The sequence below is a fragment of the Brevibacillus schisleri genome, from assembly GCF_055685845.1.
This window is the reverse complement of the sequence record NZ_JBVNDM010000001.1, coordinates 1,016,809-1,033,798: the sequence shown is the minus strand read 5'-3', so window position 1 is coordinate 1,033,798 and position 16,990 is coordinate 1,016,809. Positions and strand designations below refer to the sequence as shown.

18 protein-coding genes are annotated in these 16,990 nt (G+C 47.8%); 13 read left to right on the top strand and 5 right to left on the bottom strand.

Annotated elements, in window-relative coordinates; genetic code table 11:
* Nucleotides 1-164: 164 nt before the first annotated feature.
* The 3 genes from ACUUHJ_RS05185 to ACUUHJ_RS05175 are packed head-to-tail and all read left to right on the top strand — an operon-like array spanning nucleotide 165 to nucleotide 3,659.
* Complete coding sequence (locus tag ACUUHJ_RS05185; RefSeq protein ID WP_472298403.1) at nucleotides 165-1,172, top strand: TAXI family TRAP transporter solute-binding subunit; 1,008 nt, start codon at nucleotides 165-167, stop codon at nucleotides 1,170-1,172.
* Between the two features lie 6 nt (nucleotides 1,173-1,178).
* The gene (locus ACUUHJ_RS05180; RefSeq protein WP_289676282.1) at nucleotides 1,179-1,712 is read left to right on the top strand and encodes a DUF1850 domain-containing protein; all 534 of its coding nucleotides are present in this window, start codon (nucleotides 1,179-1,181) and stop codon (nucleotides 1,710-1,712) included.
* A complete protein-coding gene (locus ACUUHJ_RS05175) occupies nucleotides 1,713-3,659 on the top strand; it encodes a TRAP transporter permease (RefSeq protein WP_289676281.1) in 1,947 nt (648 codons plus the stop codon).
* 74 nt (nucleotides 3,660-3,733) lie between these two features.
* Here the strand turns inward: ACUUHJ_RS05175 and ACUUHJ_RS05170 are convergent, their stop codons facing one another.
* Nucleotides 3,734-4,654 carry a CvfB family protein gene (locus tag ACUUHJ_RS05170; protein ID WP_289676280.1) on the bottom strand — a complete coding sequence of 307 codons (921 nt, stop codon included), beginning with the start codon at nucleotides 4,652-4,654 and terminating at the stop codon, nucleotides 3,734-3,736.
* 190 nt (nucleotides 4,655-4,844) lie between these two features.
* Here ACUUHJ_RS05170 and ACUUHJ_RS05165 point away from each other — a divergent pair, with 190 nt between their 5' ends.
* The gene (locus tag ACUUHJ_RS05165) at nucleotides 4,845-5,624 is read left to right on the top strand and encodes an undecaprenyl-diphosphate phosphatase (RefSeq protein WP_064202330.1); all 780 of its coding nucleotides are present in this window, start codon (nucleotides 4,845-4,847) and stop codon (nucleotides 5,622-5,624) included.
* A gap of 33 nt (nucleotides 5,625-5,657) precedes the next feature.
* Here ACUUHJ_RS05165 and ACUUHJ_RS05160 read toward each other — a convergent pair whose 3' ends face one another.
* Entirely contained in the window at nucleotides 5,658-5,864 is a 207-nt protein-coding gene (locus tag ACUUHJ_RS05160) for a hypothetical protein (RefSeq protein WP_012684645.1), read from the bottom strand.
* A 64-nt stretch (nucleotides 5,865-5,928) separates the two neighbouring features.
* A complete protein-coding gene (locus ACUUHJ_RS05155; RefSeq protein ID WP_472298402.1) occupies nucleotides 5,929-6,288 on the bottom strand; it encodes a toprim domain-containing protein in 360 nt (119 codons plus the stop codon).
* Between the two features lie 136 nt (nucleotides 6,289-6,424).
* Here ACUUHJ_RS05155 and ACUUHJ_RS05150 point away from each other — a divergent pair, with 136 nt between their 5' ends.
* The 4 genes from ACUUHJ_RS05150 to ACUUHJ_RS05135 all read left to right on the top strand — a co-directional run bounded on the left by ACUUHJ_RS05150 (nucleotide 6,425) and on the right by ACUUHJ_RS05135 (nucleotide 9,502).
* Nucleotides 6,425-6,583: a hypothetical protein gene (locus ACUUHJ_RS05150; protein WP_289676278.1), complete on the top strand. Its 159-nt coding sequence runs from the start codon at nucleotides 6,425-6,427 to the stop codon at nucleotides 6,581-6,583.
* A 49-nt stretch (nucleotides 6,584-6,632) separates the two neighbouring features.
* Nucleotides 6,633-6,923 (top strand): ArsR/SmtB family transcription factor, encoded by a 291-nt coding sequence (locus tag ACUUHJ_RS05145; protein WP_064202332.1) that lies wholly within the window; start codon nucleotides 6,633-6,635, stop codon nucleotides 6,921-6,923.
* Between the two features lie 75 nt (nucleotides 6,924-6,998).
* The gene (locus ACUUHJ_RS05140) at nucleotides 6,999-8,174 is read left to right on the top strand and encodes an MFS transporter (protein ID WP_472298401.1); all 1,176 of its coding nucleotides are present in this window, start codon (nucleotides 6,999-7,001) and stop codon (nucleotides 8,172-8,174) included.
* An 80-nt stretch (nucleotides 8,175-8,254) separates the two neighbouring features.
* Nucleotides 8,255-9,502, top strand: a complete 1,248-nt coding sequence (locus ACUUHJ_RS05135; protein ID WP_472298400.1) for an MFS transporter — start codon at nucleotides 8,255-8,257, stop codon at nucleotides 9,500-9,502.
* Nucleotides 9,503-9,571: 69 nt separating this feature from the next.
* Here the strand turns inward: ACUUHJ_RS05135 and ACUUHJ_RS05130 are convergent, their stop codons facing one another.
* Both ACUUHJ_RS05130 and ACUUHJ_RS05125 read right to left on the bottom strand, forming a co-directional pair.
* Nucleotides 9,572-10,711 carry an agmatine deiminase family protein gene (locus tag ACUUHJ_RS05130; RefSeq protein ID WP_472298399.1) on the bottom strand — a complete coding sequence of 380 codons (1,140 nt, stop codon included), beginning with the start codon at nucleotides 10,709-10,711 and terminating at the stop codon, nucleotides 9,572-9,574.
* Nucleotides 10,712-10,788: 77 nt separating this feature from the next.
* On the bottom strand, nucleotides 10,789-11,616 hold the full coding sequence (locus ACUUHJ_RS05125) for a MerR family transcriptional regulator (RefSeq protein ID WP_289676272.1): 828 nt from the start codon (nucleotides 11,614-11,616) through the stop codon (nucleotides 10,789-10,791).
* Between the two features lie 191 nt (nucleotides 11,617-11,807).
* Here ACUUHJ_RS05125 and ACUUHJ_RS05120 point away from each other — a divergent pair, with 191 nt between their 5' ends.
* From ACUUHJ_RS05120 to ACUUHJ_RS05100, 5 genes are all read left to right on the top strand, one after another.
* On the top strand, nucleotides 11,808-13,142 hold the full coding sequence (locus ACUUHJ_RS05120) for an ammonium transporter (protein WP_472298398.1): 1,335 nt from the start codon (nucleotides 11,808-11,810) through the stop codon (nucleotides 13,140-13,142).
* The gene (locus tag ACUUHJ_RS05115; RefSeq protein WP_472298397.1) at nucleotides 13,036-14,205 is read left to right on the top strand and encodes a DUF294 nucleotidyltransferase-like domain-containing protein; all 1,170 of its coding nucleotides are present in this window, start codon (nucleotides 13,036-13,038) and stop codon (nucleotides 14,203-14,205) included. Before ACUUHJ_RS05120 ends, ACUUHJ_RS05115 begins: the two co-directional genes overlap by 107 nt.
* Nucleotides 14,206-14,216: 11 nt before the next feature.
* Complete coding sequence (locus tag ACUUHJ_RS05110; protein ID WP_289676269.1) at nucleotides 14,217-14,924, top strand: 3'-5' exonuclease; 708 nt, start codon at nucleotides 14,217-14,219, stop codon at nucleotides 14,922-14,924.
* A gap of 148 nt (nucleotides 14,925-15,072) precedes the next feature.
* Nucleotides 15,073-15,471: a GNAT family N-acetyltransferase gene (locus ACUUHJ_RS05105; RefSeq protein ID WP_436406346.1), complete on the top strand. Its 399-nt coding sequence runs from the start codon at nucleotides 15,073-15,075 to the stop codon at nucleotides 15,469-15,471.
* A gap of 224 nt (nucleotides 15,472-15,695) precedes the next feature.
* Nucleotides 15,696-16,949 (top strand): MDR family MFS transporter, encoded by a 1,254-nt coding sequence (locus tag ACUUHJ_RS05100; protein WP_472298396.1) that lies wholly within the window; start codon nucleotides 15,696-15,698, stop codon nucleotides 16,947-16,949.
* The last annotated feature ends 41 nt before the right edge of the window (nucleotides 16,950-16,990 follow it).

Here is a 16,990-nt window from a genome sequence, read left to right as displayed (position 1 = left end):
AATGTTGCCCGCACTTTCTCATATGAAATTGTTCAAAAACCGTTAACGTTTATTTCTTAGTTTACTATATTTTTCTATAGAATTTTGTAGTTTTTTATAGACCTCCCTTTACAATGCCGAAGAAAGCCGTATAAACAGAATTTTTAGACTAAGGGGGAATTATCTTGAAGAAGCGTCATTTTCTTCTCTCGCTCACACTGCTTCTGTCCATGTCGCTCATGACGGCATGTGGAGGTGGCGGGAACTCTGCTCAAGGAGGGGCAGGTGGAGGCAGCTCCAGCTCGGGAGGAAGCGCCGATCCCTCTCAACTCATTATTGCAACAGGCGGTACAGGAGGCACCTATTTCCCACTCGGCGGCGGCATGGCTGACCATATTACGAAAAACGCCGGGATCACTGCTACAGCCCAAGCCACAGGCGCTTCAGCAGAAAACATTCGCCTCATTCGCGATAAAAAGGCGGACATCGCCTTTACGCAAAACGACATTGCCGAGTATGCGTCAAAGGGAACGAACATGTTCCAGCAAGACGGTAAAATTGATTCCTTCCAGGCATTGGGCGCTCTCTACGATGAAACCATCCAAATCGTCGTCTCTGCTGACAGCAATATTAAAAGCGTTGCCGATTTGAAAGAGAAGCGCGTATCTGTAGGCGCTCCAGGAAGTGGGACGGAAGTGAACGCCCAACAAATTTTGGAAGCATACGGGATGACCTTTGAAGATACGAAGCTCCAGCGCCTCTCCTTTGCTGACTCCGCCAAAGCCATTCAGGACGGGCAATTGGATGCTGCCTTCCAAACGGCTGGTACGCCTACCGCAGCAATCACGGAGCTGGCAGCGACAACTGGTGTAAAAATCATTCCAATTGACGCGGACAAAATCGATGCAATCATCGCCAAATACCCTTACTACGTGAAAACAACAGTCCCTGCCCATACGTACCAAACTGTTCCTGAAGAAGTGACAACCGTCTCCGTCAAATCGATGCTCTTGATTCGCTCCGATCTGAGTGAAGACCTCGTGTACAAAGTAACAAAGGCGATCTTTGAGAACAGCGACAAGCTCGGTCACGCCAAAGCCAAGGAAATCAAGCTGGAGAACGTGAAGAACGGCGTCAGCATCCCTGTTCACCCGGGGGCACAAAAGTACTTCGACGAAAAAGGCGTGAAGTAAAGCCAGATGGTTTTTATCCAGGCAGTAACAAAAGGAAGAGGGCGGACGTTGTTCCGCCTTTTCTCCTTCTTTCTTCTCATCACTATCTTTTATGTAGGCATCTCCACTCCTTTGTTTCCCGCTCTGGTTATCCGGGATATACAGTCAAATCAAGTTGTTTGGAGTGCCAACATACAGGATGAAGCAGCCTTTGGCATCCGCTGGACTCATTCCATTCATCGCTCCACAATCGAGGAGCAATACCGGATTGTAGACGGTCAAATTATTTTGTCGGAGATGAGCTTTCACGACTACGGTATCGGCATGGAAAATGAATTGGCTCCTGGCGAGAAGCTGGTTCTGGCCGATGGTCGATTCCACATTCGCAATATGCAGCGGTCTTTTCCTGCCCTCCGGCTGTTTATCGGGCAAGTACGTGCTAATCATACGTTGCTTTTCGCTGGACAGGATATTCCGTTGAGCTTGATCGACAAGCCGGGAGAAGCCATCACGATTCAGGCAGAAAAGCGATCCATTCTGAGCGAGTTAGGAGGTTACTAGATGAGTACAACAACGAATATGAACCAGCAAGAGATGGATAAGCTGATCGCGCAATACGACAAAGAATCAGCCACACGCCAGCTCGCGGGTCCCATGAAGTGGATCTCCTTTGGTCTACTTGTCCTCTTCTCCCTGTACCAATTATCCAGCACGCTTTTCTTCACGCTTCCTCCCCAGATTCACCGCCCGATCCACTTAGCCTTCGGGCTTGCCCTTGTCTATCTGCTGTATGCGGGGACATCCAAAGGCAAGCATAACAAAATCGGGATCGTGAACATGATTCTCGCTCTGTTAGGTGTCTTCGTCTCACTCTATTGGGTCATTGACTACGAGGGACTCGTGACCCGAACAGGCAACTATACGTCGATGGATATGGTTGTCGGCGGTATCGCTGTCTTGCTTGTCCTCGAGGCTGCACGACGAGTCGTCGGAATTCCAATTGCTCTCATCGCCACCATTTTTCTTTTATACACCTACTTCGGACCTTACATGCCAGGCTTTTTGGAGCATCGCGGCAGTGATGTCGAGCGGATTATCGGACACAGCTATTACACGCTGGAGGGGATTCTCGGTACTCCGCTCGCCGTTTCCTCTACCTTTATCTTTTTGTTTGTGCTGTTTGGTGCGTTTCTCGAAAAAACAGGCGTCGGTGAGTATTTTAACGATTTGTCGCTGGTCATTGCAGGTAGACGTATCGGCGGTCCGGCGAAGGTAGCCGTTTTTTCCAGCGCCCTCCAAGGAACGATTAGCGGCAGCTCTGTTGCCAATGTCGTTACCTCTGGTGCCTTTACCATCCCGATGATGAAACGACTCGGCTATCGCTCCGAATTTGCCGCTGCGGTGGAAGCCTCGTCCTCTACCGGCGGACAAATCATGCCGCCTGTCATGGGAGCTGCTGCCTTTTTGATGGCGGAGTTCATCGGTGTTCCTTACTTGGAAATCGCCAAATCAGCGATTCTTCCTGCGATTTTATTTTTCGTAGGGATCTGGATTATGACGCACTTTGAAGCGAAGCGACTCGGATTACGCGGACTCTCGAAGGAAGAACTGCCTGACAAAAAAGAAGTGTTGAAAAAAATGTACCTGCTCCTTCCCATCGTGATCATTATTACAGCCTTGATGATGAACATATCAGCCGAGCGCTCCGCGATTATCGGTATTGTTTCTACGATTGTCGTAGGAGCCTTCCGAAAAGAAACCCGCATGTCTATTGCTGATATTTTTGCAGCACTTGCCTCAGGTGCCAAAATGGCTCTTGGCGTCGTCGCTGCAACCGCGTGTGCCGGAATCATTGTCGGTACGATTACGTTGACAGGGATTGGGTTGAAGCTGGCAAATGGTCTGATTGATCTGGCTGGCGGTCAGCTTTTGCTTACGTTGTTCTTTACCATGATTGCATCGCTCATTTTGGGAATGGGAACGCCAACAACGGCGAACTACATTATCACTTCGACCATCGCGGCTCCAGCGCTCATTCAATTGGGCGTTCCTGCTATCGCGGCTCACATGTTTACCTTCTACTTCGGAATCGTCGCAGACATCACTCCGCCAGTTGCGCTTGCTGCCTTTGCCGCATCAGGCATTGCCAAGTCAAAGCCGATCCAGACAGGTGTAGAATCAACGCGGCTATCGATCGCCGCTTTTATGGCTCCCTATATTTTCGTCATCTCGCCAGCCTTGCTGCTCATTAATACCACCTTGCTGGAATCGATCTGGGTCATGCTGACATCTATAATTGGGATGATCGGTGTGGGAGCAGGATTGATCGGATACTGGATGTCCAAGCTAAACGTACTGGAGCGAATCCTGGCCATTGCGGGTGGCGTGCTCGCGGTCATCCCCGGAATTGAAACGGATATCACCGGCTTTATTTTGATCACACTCGTATTTGCCCTGTCGTATCACAAAGCCCGCAAGCAAAAGCAATCTGTACAAACGACACTGTAAGAACAACCAAAAAACCCTCCCGAGCATTCGTTTCCTGTTGTCAGGAAGCTTTTGCCCAGGAGGGTTTTCTTCATTTAATCTTCTTGTTCGCTTCGAATGATTTTGGTCCAACCGTCTACTTGCTCCACGCGGCGTTCCTTCATCAGCTTGCCAAGTGCTCGCTTGAAGCTGGACTTGCTCATTTGGAATTTTTCTCGGATGACATCCGCTTCTGTCGAATCAGTATAAGGCATAGCCCCGTCACGATTGATCAAATAGCGCAGCAGCTTGTCCGCATCTTCGCCATACTGTACTTCCTTGCGCTCTTTCATGGAACCGTTCAGGCGACCATCCTCACGAACAAAGCTAATGCGGCAGCGCACCGTTTGTCCGAGTCGCAGACGCCCCACCATTTCATCACGATGAATGAAAAGGATATGCTCGTCCTCCGTCAACAGGAATGCACCTGCTTGAATCACTTTGTAGACCGTACCTTCGACAGATTTGTTTTTCATACCCTGATCTGCCATTGCTGCGATCTTGACGATTTCGTTTTCCGTGACCGGCTTTGCCAAGAGTCTGCCGAGCTTGTCTTGCTTCAGCGCTACCAGCATTTGATCCTTGGGACGCGGCCATTCATCGCTATGCTTGGGCAGGTCATCGATGAATAAGAGCAGGTCCTTGTTAATGCCGTTGTCCAGGAAAACACCCATGCGTGGAGAAATGTCCACTACCTCTAGCCAGCCATATTCACCCATGCCGACATGAGGCATGTCCATGGTCGCAGCCAATCGGTTTTCGTGATCATGGTACAAAAACACTTCAACCTCATCATCGATATGTAAACGCTCGTGCGCTTCATTGGCATGGAGAAACACTTCGTCTTTGCCATCGCTCAAAAAATAGCCGATTTCTGTTTTACGCGCTACCTTCAGGGTAAGCGTCATCCCTGCCGCCAAATTGCCGTTCTGAATGATTTGGGGCTCACGCTTTTCACGCATTTGTCTTTTGTACATATGTATTTTTTCCTCACTCTCTACCTTTGTGCACACTAACTATACCCATCCCCCGCAAGAAAATACCACAACTTTTTTCTAACAAAATAACGATGCCCAACGAAATAGGCAAGTCTTCCATTCACGGACATACATATGACAGTAAGACTGGCTTGACCCTACTTTTTCCAGACTGGAGTGACTCTTGCCTATGCTGTTGTTACTTGAACATATTTTTCTCGGCATTGTACAAGGCTTGACTGAATTTTTACCGATATCCAGCACGGGTCATCTCGTCCTGTTTCGCAAAATGTTTGGCATGCAGGAGGTCGGCCTTTTATTTGACACGATGCTTCATTTCGGTACGCTGATCGCTGTCGTTATTGTCTTTTGGCCACAGGTTCGGTTTATCATCATGAATCCGATGAGCAAGCTGACAAAGCTATTGGTCGTAGGTACGATCCCTACAGCAGTGATCGGACTCGCCTTTGAAGATTATTTTGAAGAAATCTCGCAGACAGGCATTACGATCGGGTGGGAATTCCTTGCGACAGGCGCGATTCTCTGGGCGGTGGAATCTATGCGCCGTGGAAATCGGCGATTCGAGGAAATCAACTACACGGACGCCCTGATCATCGGGACACTGCAAGGTGCTGCGATCCTGCCTGCTATTTCCCGCTCAGGACTGACGATTGCCGGTGCTCTCCTACGCGGGATCGACCGTGCTGACGCTGCGCGCTTTTCGTTTTTAATATCCTTGCCCGCGATTCTGGGTGCTTGTGTCTTGCAAACAGCCAAACTCGTAGAAACACCGCTCGAAACAGCTTTATTGATCCCGATGCTAGTGGGCACTATGTTTGCCGGACTTGCTGGATATGTTGCCATTCGCTGGATGCTTACGATCATCAGTACAGGCTCTATGAAGGGCTTCGCCATCTACGTCTGGGTATTGGGTGGGTTCATTTTACTCATGCAGCTCTTGGGCTGGTAATGTAAAAAAAGCCGGCTGCTTGCTCGCCGGCTTTCATCTGCTTTCTTCCTTGTCTGGATAACGGCTGGCAATTAATTTACCTACCAATAAAATAACGCCGTAGAACGCTGTTGCCAAAAGCGAGGTAGCCAGCCACGTCGCCGTCCCCAGCACCAGATAGAGCGCGGCATGAGCAACAAAGATACCCACCAGCCACACCATAATGTTCATTCGATTAAAAAATGTCATCAAACTACGCAATTACCTTACACCTCCACCATTCCATTTACTACTGTTATAGCCGATGAAACGGTGTTTTATCCCCTTACCGCTCTCCAAGATCAGGATGAGGAACAATAACCGCAAAGCCCGCTTGCTCCAAAATTTCTGCCAGTACCGAATGAGGCGTGTCGGCAACCTCTCTGTACATTTTCGGCGTATGCAGATGGATCGCATCAGGAAAATCTTCACTTAAATGCGTTCGCAATTTTTTCCCGCTGTCGTCTTCATCAGTAAATAGGTATACCTCATCTGCATCTGCTGCTTCCGTTTGGGCGAGCAGCTTCTCCCCTTTTTCCAAGCTGTAGGAACCATATGTACAAAGAATCGTGACAGGCTCAGCCAGCACCCGAAGCAAACGTTCTTTGTCTGTCTTCCCCTCCACGATCATGACACACCCTGCCATCCGCTCCCATCCTCCCTGACGCACCCATTTTATTTAGTATACCTCAACTGCCGTCTAGGAAAATGAGGATGACTACTCCCCTTCGAAACAAGACATCTTAAGGAAGCATCCATTTTAGCAAATAGGGGGTAGTAATATGTCCAAATTCAAAAGCGCCAAAAACCTGAATCAAAAAGGATTAGCCGTAGCAGGGCTAACCAGCAGTACCGTTGCAGATGATACGCATACCGAAGACAACCAAGGCGCTTCCTATCAGCACCAACACAACAACGAAAATAGGAAGTATCAAAAATAAAAGGAATGAAATGGTTGCCTGGATTGCGTTTCCTTAGTAAGATAGTTTTATGAATATTGAACAACTTGAACTCACCGAAAAGCGAATCAAGATTTTTAAAGCGTTGGCAGATGAGACAAGGCTAGCCATTTTAAAGGCCTTATATCATTCCAGCAACGAGCTGAGTTGTACAGAAGTGGGTTTGACCTGCGATACTTCCAAGTCCAATGCCTCCTATCATTTCAAGACACTTCGAGAGGCAGGACTGATCAAAGTAAGAAAGGAGGGGCAAACACGGTACATGCACATTTATAAAGAGACATTTGATGAAATTCTGCCTGGCTTTTTAGATACCTTATAATTGGTATCCTTTTTTTGCTCACTAGTTAAAAAGTTATTTAACTATAGAATTATAAAACAAAGAGGAGAGTTTTTTATGGAGCGCCTATTTTTGATGATCTTTTTCTTCACCATGTTTTTGATCGGTACGAATACATTTATCATTAGCCCACTGCTGCCAACCTTGCGAGAGTTATATCACGTATCCACTAACCAGGCTGCTTGGCTGATCGGAACCTATGCTCTCGGATTTGCTTTAGCCGCTTTAATCGCCGGCCCGCTATCTGATAATCGAAACAGGAAACATGTGATGGCAGTCGGTATGCTCGGATTTGCCCTTTCCACACTTGCATGCGCCTTTGCACCTGGTTTCACCGCGATGCTTTTCTTTCGCTTCCTTGCTGGTATCTGTTCAGCCTTTATCGGTCCTCAGGTGTGGGCCGCCATTCCTGTTTTGTTTCCCCCTGCTCGTATCGGAAAAGCAATGGGGGTTGTCATGGCAGGTCTTTCGGTTTCCCAAGTGATCGGTGTGCCTATCGGCAGTTTTCTGTCAGCTTATCATTGGTCGTTTCCTTTTTTGGCTGTAGGAATTGCTTCTCTCGGAGCTTTTGTACTCATCATCCGAAAACTTCCTGATCTATTACCTCCTACCTCCATTGCCGGACTTGGAACCACCAACGCTATTTTTGCACGTTACAAGGATCTGTTGCGACTGCCGCAAGCTTCACGCAGCTTTATCGGCTATTTCGTTTTCATGACGGGTGTCTATGCAGTCTTTTCATTTTATGGCGTATGGCTTTCCGATCAATATCAACAATCTGTTACCGAAATTGGCTTGATCACTTTAGTTATCGGGCTTGGCAACACCGTTGGGAGCTTACTCAGCGGATGGTTACTCGAGCGTTGGAAGAGAGGTACGATTTTGACCGTTGGGTTTCTGGGAAGCGCCCTGCTCTATCTTGTTTTGCCTTACATACCGGGAATCATCTTTTTGCAGGTTGTCCTCTTCTTCATGTATTGCTTCGGCGGTGTACTCGTGCCTGTCCTGATGGGCTACTTGCAATCATTGTCCGACACCTCGCGCGGTACCATATCGAGCTTGGCTAACGCTTGCATGTACATAGGAACTTTCATTGCCTCTTCTTTCGCAGGCAGTTTGTATTCGATTTTTGGTTTCGTGGGGGTCAGCACCTTCGCCACCTTCACTTTTCTGATCGCCTATTTTCTCTTCGTTTGGAGGACTGGTAAATTACATGTAACCGCACAAGCATGAGTCCTTTACTTTCCCTCTTCGCCTTGCTACGCTATGGTCAAATTCATTTTATCGCAATCAGCAGGACGGAGAGGGTCAACGTGGATTCATCCCCATCTTTATGGAAAAACAGTTCGTTCCTCAAGCTTTGGCTTGCACAAATGACGGCAAGCATCGGTGATCATTGCTACAGCTTTGCTTTACTCTGGTATTTGCTCCAAGCAACCAAATCGGGTACGGCGCTCAGCCTGCTCGCAATCCCGGAAATGGTGGCGGGTCTCATGTTTTACCTCGTTGGCGGGGTCATGGCTGACCGGTACAGCCCACGCATGCTTATGGTGGGTGCGGATGTTGCGCGAATTCATGTCGCAATCACGGTAGGCATCCTGGTCTACATGGGTGTGAAGGAGTTTGTTTTCTTTCTGGCAGCCCAATTTTTGTTGGGGTTGTTCTCCAGTCTGTTTCAGCCAGCACGAACCGTTGCACTCAAATCAGTGGTTCCCCAAGAGCAGCTAGGACGAGCAAATGCCATCTTGGACACCACTTTCCGAACGATTCGGATTATTGCGCCAATGTCGATTGGGTTGGTCGCTTCGATTATGCCGCTGTCTACCTTGTTTTTTGTAAACGCAGGCAGCTATTTGATTTCCGTCTTTTTCCTTTATGCCATTCGTATTTCGTTGACCGATCAACAACGCGCATCTTCTACGAAAATGACACCCAGCCAGTACGCCCGGGATATTGCCTCAGGTCTACAGGAGCTAAAACAAAATCGCGCTCTGTTCTTGATTCTTCTCTTTAGCAATATGGGCTTTCTCGTCTGGCAGGTGACTTACACGGTGGGCTTCCCGTTTATGGCCGAGCGCATGCAGCAAGGAAACGGAAGTACATTAGCTGTCTTGTTGGGCTTTTACGGGATCGGTAACTTGCTAGGAAGCCTGTACATGGCTCGCTCATTCTACACTCGGTATTTATTTGTGGTTACGGTTGGATGGGTGTTTCAGGCAGTCGGATTCCTGTTGCTAGCGACAGGAGGTGCCGCTCACTGGATTGCCTTTCTCGGAGCAGCAGTGGCAGGGATCGGAGGGCCGCTCATTGGTATCCCGACCGTGACTGCCATTCAAATCAAAGCATCTATCAGCAGTACAGGGAAAATTTTTGCGATCAACATGCTCATGTTCACCTTCTTTTGTACATTGTCCAGCAGCCTCGGTGCCATCTGGATGGGCAAATGGCCCGTCGAGCAGCTTTTCCTCGTCAGTGGACTATTCCTCGCTGTCATGAGCTTCACTGGCTTCCTGATAGAAAAACGAAAAACAACCGGACAACATCAATCCTCCTCTGTTTAAGTAACATTTTACTACCAAAAAAGCCGGTTTTTCCTCCTTCAAGGAATCACCGGCTTTTTCAGTACGGATTTAAGGCATTTCAACTGGCTGTTGTTGTGTTACACAATGAATCATCCCGCCATATTTATAAAGCTCTCTTACATCAATGCCAATCACTTTACGATCAGGGTAAAGTTTTTGGATGATATCGTTTGCGACTTTGTCGTTCGGATCATCATAATTCGGAACTAATACAACGGTATTCCCAATATAAAAATTGAGATAGGAACCTCTGTATCCTAAGTCCTTTCCATTCTCTAAAACGACATCGTGTTTCGTTATTGGTAAATACTTATACTGATACGATTTTCCAAAAGCATTCTTTGCACGCAGTAATGTTTTTCTATCCTTATTCGGGACACCCCATTCTTCCAAATCATTTTCATTCATCGTAATGATGGTTGACTGATCATAAAATTTAGCAAAACCATCAATGTGAAAATCTGTAATGTCCTGGCCAGGCACACCATCTAACCAAATAAAGTTCGTAGCACCAAGATACTCTTTTATATATTCCTCAACGTCTGCTTCTGAAAATTGGGGATTTCTATTCTTATTCGTAACAGCACTGCGTGTCGATAAAAATGTACCATTCCCATCCAGTTCAAATGCTCCACCTTCAAGCACAAGATCATTCAAATCAATTCGTTCCATCCCCGATTGCTTGCTTAGTTTGCTTGAAAGTAATGCATCTTTTTTATACGGCGTTTTCTTCCCCCATCCATTAAATCCCCAGTCCATCATTTTCAAGTTCTTATCCTTGTCGTATACAAAGATCGATGCAGTGTCTCTTGCCCATACATCGTCCGTAGGCGCAATGTAGAAGTCAATTTTGTCCATATGGATACCTTCCTCGTACAGAAGATCATAAATATAGTCCTTTTCGTATTGATCATAGGCGACAATATGGACATTTTCCCCTTTACTTAAGGCATCTGTCATCTCGATCCAAATGGACTCAACCTCTTCTTGATAACCTTTCCCATACGTAAAGTTATGCGGCCATAGTAACCACGTACCTTCATGCTTGCTTTTTTCATCTGGCATGGTGTACTTGCCTACGAATTGTTTTTCCACACCTTGATTCTCCTCCGCTTTACTTGACATACACCCTATTAAAATCCCGGCCGTTAATACAACCCCTGAGCACAGTACCATAAACTTATTCAATTTCATCATCCCCTCATGTCCTAGAAGCTTTCTTGCAGAAGTAGAATAAGCTTTGACATAGTGTCAAGGTCAAGCAATTACTGTTTGGCTTTTTTCATGACCGGAAAGGAGATTTGCGTCACATATTCTTCGACAGGACAGTCACATTCTGTGCCTTTCAAGTAGGTTTCGTAAGGCGGACCTTCCAAGCAGTAGCCGCTGCTATCTGTCCACTCTTCAAGTGCCATATGGGCGTATCCGATATCGTCATAACTGCCGAAATGCAAAGTAGTCGCAACAAACTGTTCGGGAAGTTGTTTGATTTGCCATTCGCTTGATGAATCAACGCTATTCCCATTCATGATCGGGATCATCAACTCCATATTGCTGTGGTCAGGGGCGAATTCTTCATCGAAAAACACAACAGACGGAGCACCCAGTAACTGAACTTGATTTTCTTCCGCCTTTGCGTACATAGAATCAATGTACTTGTCCATATCCGCAATACGAATCTGTAATCTTTGACTGATGACACTTACTTCTTTTCTCATTCCCAGCAATATATCGTACGATCTTCTTTCCCCACGAATGATATCCGCTCTTTTTTCAATCATCTCTTGCATTTCTGTAATGATTTGTCTATATCGATTCATCTCATTGGATAATTCATTTATTTTCGAGTGGATCAATCCGATAAATAATTTCCTATCTGATGTCTGAAGGATCGCTTTAATCTCTGGCAGGGAAAATCTGTATTCTTTCAGCTTCTTGATCAATAAGGCTGTTTCTAATTGACTCTTTTCATAGTATCTGTACCCATTTGTTGTATCTACATGTACGGGCTTCAAAAGTTCTTCCTTGTCATAATGTCGCAACATGCGCGGACTCATTTTGCAAAGCTGAGAAAATCTGCTAATTGTGTACATATTTCTCCCTTACCTTCTGTGATGGTATCAGAGGCAATTATATCATTCCGTATCGAAGTCCTCCCGATGCCTTCAATCGATGTTTTCTCATTATTTGCAAAAAAACAATTGCATCCGAATTTTTCATGTCATATAATCTGACATAAATAAAATCAGTGTCAGGTTATCTGACACAGAAAAGAGGTGGATGGATGGAACCTACTGTCGCAAGTCTCTCGTCTGCCATTGACTCCACATGGGTCATGGTCTCGGCCATTCTGGTCATTCTCATGCAGGTTGGATTCGCCCTGCTGGAAGCCGGTTCTACTCGCATGAAAAACGCCGGTCACGTCGCAGGCAAAACGGTCCTTACTTTCGGCATCTGCTCGATTGCCTTTTGGGCGTTTGGCTTTGGGCTGACGTTTGGAGACGGGAACTCTTTCATCGGACTTTCCGGATTCTTTTTTGACGGCATGCAAAAAGACGCTTTCTCCACTTTTTCCGCTGCAACTGTACCTATCTCGATTCTCTTCCTCTTTCAGCTCGCTTTTGCAGCCGTTTCACTCGCGATCGCCTGGGGCGGTTTTGCTGAACGCGCCAAGCTGTCCATTTATTTTCTTTTCAGTGTACTGTTTACCGTCCTCATCTACCCTGTCGTCGGTCACTGGGTATGGGGCGGAGGTTGGTTGGCACAGCTCGGGATGCAAGACTTCGCTGGTTCTACGGTTGTCCATCTCCAAGGCGCTATCGTCGCACTCGTCGCCACTATCCTTTTGAAACCTCGCATCGGAAAATACAATCGCGACGGCAGCTCCAATCTGATTCCTGGTCACAACCAAGTCTACTCTGTCCTAGGTGTCCTGTTTCTGTGGATCGGCTGGTTCGGCTTTAATGCTGGCTCCACGCTCGGCAGCACATCTGGATTTTTCGGCTATATCGCCGTCACTACCAATCTCGCTACCGCAGCGGGCGCCGTCGCCGCTCTTGCTATCTCCTGGATCGTCATGGGGAAAGCAGATATTCCAAGCATGCTCAACGGCGTCCTCGCAGCTCTCGTCGCGATTACAGCATCCTGCGCCTTCGTCGATCTGTGGGCAGCTGTCGTGATTGGTTCCGTGTCAGGTATTCTGACATTTTATACATCTATTTGGTTTGACCGCATGGGGATTGATGATCCTGTCTTTGCTTTTTCCGTGCATGGGGTGGCTGGTATATGGGGAACATTGTCCACGGGCTTATTCGCTACCCCTGAGCTTGCTGAAAAGGTCGGCGTAGGCGGTCCTGGGCTGTTTTATGGCGGCGGTCTGCATCAGCTAGGGGTTCAGGCGTTGGGCTTGGCTGGCTCTGCGCTCTACGTTTTCGTAGTAGCCTTGATCATTTTGTATGTGTTAAAAGTAACTATTGGCCTGCGAGTCACTGAAGAGGAAGAGGTGATTGGTCTTGACCTTAGCGAACATGGGGGATACGGCTATCCCGAACTGCTCCAGCCTGAACGCGCACGACCGACTGGATCTACTCAAAGCAGCACCTCTCACTCTCTCACCTAAACAAGTGGAAAAAATACGGAATGTTGACTCCTTTAACGAGCTGGCCTTATTGCGACGCGAATTGTTGGACCCTTCCCCGTTACGTTCATTAAATCGCGCAGGAGAATTGGCCTCCTTTTCCATCGTCGTCAATCTGATTCATGATAATCTCATCCGACAAGGGGTACTTCTCGCAGTAAACGACCTTGCCAAAAGAGGCTTGGGCACCCCTCCCGTCCCCTTTGCCTTTCTGCAATTCGGCAGTGGCGGCCGATCAGAGCAAGCACTCATCAGCGATCAGGATAACGGTCTCGTCTATCAATTGCCAGATCATCTGGGCGAACAGGACACAGAAAAAATACATGGCTACTTTCAGCTACTGGGGGCGACGATCGTTGCTGGTTTGGAGGTAGCTGGCTATCCTCCCTGCCAAGGGAATGTCACTTGCCTCTCCCCTAAATGGCGGGGCAGCACCGATCAATGGCTGGACCAAATAGACAGATGGGTCTCTCACCCCATCTGGGAGAACGCTCGTTATTTACTACTCGCAAGTGATGTGCGTGTCTTATGGGGCGAATCGGCCATTTTTACTCCCGTCCATGACCGCTTCCGTCAATTGCTTGCAGGGAACGTCTTTTTGTTGAATCGACTAGTGAGCAATACGTTGCATTATCGGGTACCACTTGGAATATTCGGCAGAGTTTTACCCGAAGTCCATGGGCGCTTCCGCGGTGCCATCAATGTGAAGTATGGCATCTATTTGCCACTGGTGAATTGCGTACGGCATTTTGCCTTGGCACATGGCATCTTTGCCAGCTCTACCTTAGAACGATTGGATCTACTCGGCGAAAAAGGCGTCTGGAGCAAAAGCTTTTGTGACGAGGTAGCCGCGTACTTCCGGCAAATTCAAGGTCTTCGACTGATCGCTCACCTCCATTGGGAAGATGGACAATACACAAGCAATAGCTATATCAAACTAGGGGAGCTTTCTCCTGACACCCAATTGATGGTGCGACAGTCGATGAAGCTAGCGATCCGCCTGCAAAAAATGACAGAAAAGCTCCCGTCCATTTTGGGGCGATAGGAGGAAATTGCGTGGCAAACTGGGACTTATTCGGTCGCATTTGGCATATGAACCGCGACGTGCCGGGTATTGCAGATGATAAACAACACATCGCCTATTTGCGTTCCATCTCCAAAGTGAATAAACAGGTCGATTCCAGTGCCGATATTCCACTACACGATCTGGAGGTTGTTGTCGTCGATCTGGAAACAACCGGTTTTTATCCCGATCACGGAGACGCGATTATCTCGATGGGAGCAGTCGCCATGAGAGGAGAACACCTCCTCCTCGGCGATTCTTTTTATACGTTGGTCAATCCCGGACGGGCGATTCCTCCACACATCCGCTCTCTCACCGGGATTACCCATGATATGATTGCCGATGCTCCTCCGCTATTAGAGGCTTTGTCCCGGTTTTTTCAATTCGTTGGAGATCGTCCGCTCGTTGCCCATCATTCTCGCCATGAGCGTGAATTTTTGCGATCTGGGCTTTGGAAAACGAGCCGGCGTCCGTTTACCCATCGCATGCTGGATACGATGCTGCTCATCCGATTGTTGAATAATCCGATTGGCAACGGCTCGCTGGACGCCCTCTGTGCGGCCCACGACATCCCGATCTCACGCAGGCATCACGCTTACTGTGACGCTGTTGCCGCTGGAACGCTCTGGGCGAAGTATTTGGTAAAAGCACAATCCCAGGGATTTACAAGCCTGCGGCAGGTTTACGAAGCCGCACGCTAGAATTCGTTCGAATCGTTCAATAAGTCCTACCACCCAACATGAGGAGAGAAAATATCATGCTACAGATCAGAGACGCAGTTCTGGGTGACCTGCCCGCTATGCTTGCTATTTACAACTACGCGGTGAAAATCTGGTTGCGACATTTGACTTGGAGCCACAGACCTTAGCCCAGCGCGAAGTGTGGTTTCACAAGCACGGTGGCAGACATCCGATCATCGTCGCCGAATATGAAGGGAAAGTGATCGGATATTGCAGTCTGTCCATTTTCCGTGAGAAGCCCGCCTATCAAAAATCAACGGAACTGTCTATTTATATCGCCCCTGATCAAAGTGGGAAAGGCGTTGGCACTACCTTGATGAGTGCGATTCTGGAGCGTGCCAGACAACTCGAATACCACACGATCGTGAGCGGAATCGTAGGTGGCAATGACGCCAGCGTGAAGCTGCATGAGAAGTTCGGGTTTACATTGGCAGGGAGGTTTCAAGAGGTGGGATTCAAGTTCGGAGAATGGCACGATGTTCATTTTTATCAATGGATGGTCAAGTAACCACATACGAAAAGCCGACACCCCTTTTACACAGGAAGTGTCGGCTTATTTGTTTTGTAAGAAGCGAATCCCTAAAAGTGGCACATCTTAAGCCAGGGTCTAATCCCTTAGCCCTTATGATATTAGTGTAACCGACGGATGATTATAAGTCTATATCTTTTTGAAAATTTGCACTAAAGTGGGTGTACCTGGCCAGGGAATCAAAAATAGGAGGTAACCCTGCTGTGCAATGGCTGTCATGGGATCTGAACCTGAAGACCAGATTGATCGGCGAGACCCTTTTCAACCTATTATTTTGGATGTACTTTCCCTTTCTTACCCTCCACTTTAGTGATACCTTTGGCAAAAATGTTGCCGGGTTACTCATGACAGTGCCACCGATTATGAGTATGATCGGCAATCTTTTTGGCGGCTATTTGGCTGATCGATTTGGTCGTCGATATGTCATGCTGTCAGGAGCGTTTTTGCAGGCGAGCATGTTTGTCCTGTTTGCCTTCTCCCTCTCTTCTTGGATCGATTATCTTGCGTTTATTGGAATCGGGATTGGCAAAGCGGTATACAGCCCGGCGAGTTCTGCGATGGTCGCTGATCTCACCTCCGAAAAAGACAGACGCAGAGTCTTCGCTACCTTCGTTACGGCCATGAACATTGGCGCCGTATTGGGACCCGCTCTGGGGGCCATCTTTTTCTTTCAATACCGCAGTGAGCTGCTGTGGACTTGTGCGCTTGTCACTTTTTTGTATTCGATCGCCATCTGGATCAATGTGAGAGAGACACTGCCACAGTCCGTAAAAAGCTCTGTCGCCTCTATCCATTTCCCTTCCGTTATGAAGGAGCAACGGCAGAGCTACGCCGTCATTCTACGCGACAAAGCTTTTGCTATCTATATTTTCGCGGGCATGCTAATAACGATCGCAATTGTGCAGCTCGATTTATTTTTGGCGGTCTATGTAAAAGAGTTTGTCCCAGCGCAGACACTTCTTTCGTGGAATGCCTGGTCGCTCTCGCTTAGCAGTACGGAGATTTTCGGATGGATGCTGGGAATAAGCGGCATACTGTTTGTTCTGTGCGCTCTGCCAGTTACCAAATGGTTTGAGAACTGGAGCGACCGGAATATCTTCCTCTTGTCCTCCTTGCTATTTGGCATAGGCATGTTTTTGGTGGGTTTCACGACGAATGCCTGGCTGTTGTTCGGATGCGTGGTTGTCTTTACAGTTGGGGAAGTGATGCGAACTCCGGTCGAGCAGAGCTTCGTCAGCAAATACGCACCAGAACATGCACGCGGACAGTACATGGGTGCCGCTAACCTGCAGTACTCGCTTGGTCGCTTCCTCGCTCCCGTGACCGTCATTCTTTCGGAGTGGATCATGCCGATTGGCGTTTTGGGGTTTATCTTGTTCTGCTCTCTGTTGAGTGCCATTCTTTATGTGAAGCTATTCCAAATCGTTCAGACACGCGAGTCCTCTCATTCCCGCTAAACGACAACAAAAAACGAAAAGTGGTTGCGCAGCCATAACCT